We start from the raw sequence: 510 nt of genomic DNA on the forward strand, positions 1-510 counted from the left end.
TCCAGCGTGACAGGCTGGCATTCTAACCAACTGAACTACCAGGCCGCAAATGGTGGGACCAGCAGGGCTCGAACCTGCGACCCCCTGCTTGTAAGGCAGGTGCTCTCCCAGCTGAGCTATGATCCCATTTTTTTGGAGCGGGTGAAGGGGATCGAACCCTCACAGCTGGCTTGGAAGGCCAGAACTCTACCATTGAGCTACACCCGCTTATTTAATTGTTTTTTTGGTGACTCGTAGGGGAATTGAACCCCTGTTACCGCCGTGAAAGGGCGGTGTCTTAACCTCTTGACCAACGAGCCATTTTAATGGTTGCGGAGGCAGGACTCGAACCTACGACCTTCGGGTTATGAGCCCGACGAGCTGCCAACTGCTCCACTCCGCGATATTGTTTGTTTTATAAGTGCCGAAGACCGGAATCGAACCGGTACGAGAGGTAAGTCCCGCAGGATTTTAAGTCCTGTGCGTCTGCCAGTTCCGCCACTTCGGCTTTTTTTGGCTCCAAGGGTGGGG

The 510-nt window shown here is 53.9% G+C and carries 5 tRNA genes; all 5 read right to left on the reverse strand.

What is annotated here, in order from left to right:
• Nucleotides 1-50: 50 nt before the first annotated feature.
• Nucleotides 51-126 (reverse strand) — tRNA-Val (locus KGF45_RS19640).
• A gap of 7 nt (nt 127-133) precedes the next feature.
• Nucleotides 134-207: transfer RNA gene (locus KGF45_RS19645), tRNA-Gly, on the reverse strand.
• Nucleotides 208-224: 17 nt separating this feature from the next.
• Nucleotides 225-299, reverse strand: a tRNA-Glu gene (locus KGF45_RS19650).
• A gap of 7 nt (nt 300-306) precedes the next feature.
• Nucleotides 307-382, reverse strand: a tRNA-Met gene (locus KGF45_RS19655).
• Between the two features lie 19 nt (nt 383-401).
• Nucleotides 402-487, reverse strand: a tRNA-Leu gene (locus KGF45_RS19660).
• Nucleotides 488-510 lie beyond the last annotated feature (23 nt).

The sequence above is a fragment of the Clostridioides sp. ZZV14-6154 genome, from assembly GCF_020657785.1.
Lineage (GTDB): Bacteria > Bacillota > Clostridia > Peptostreptococcales > Peptostreptococcaceae > Clostridioides.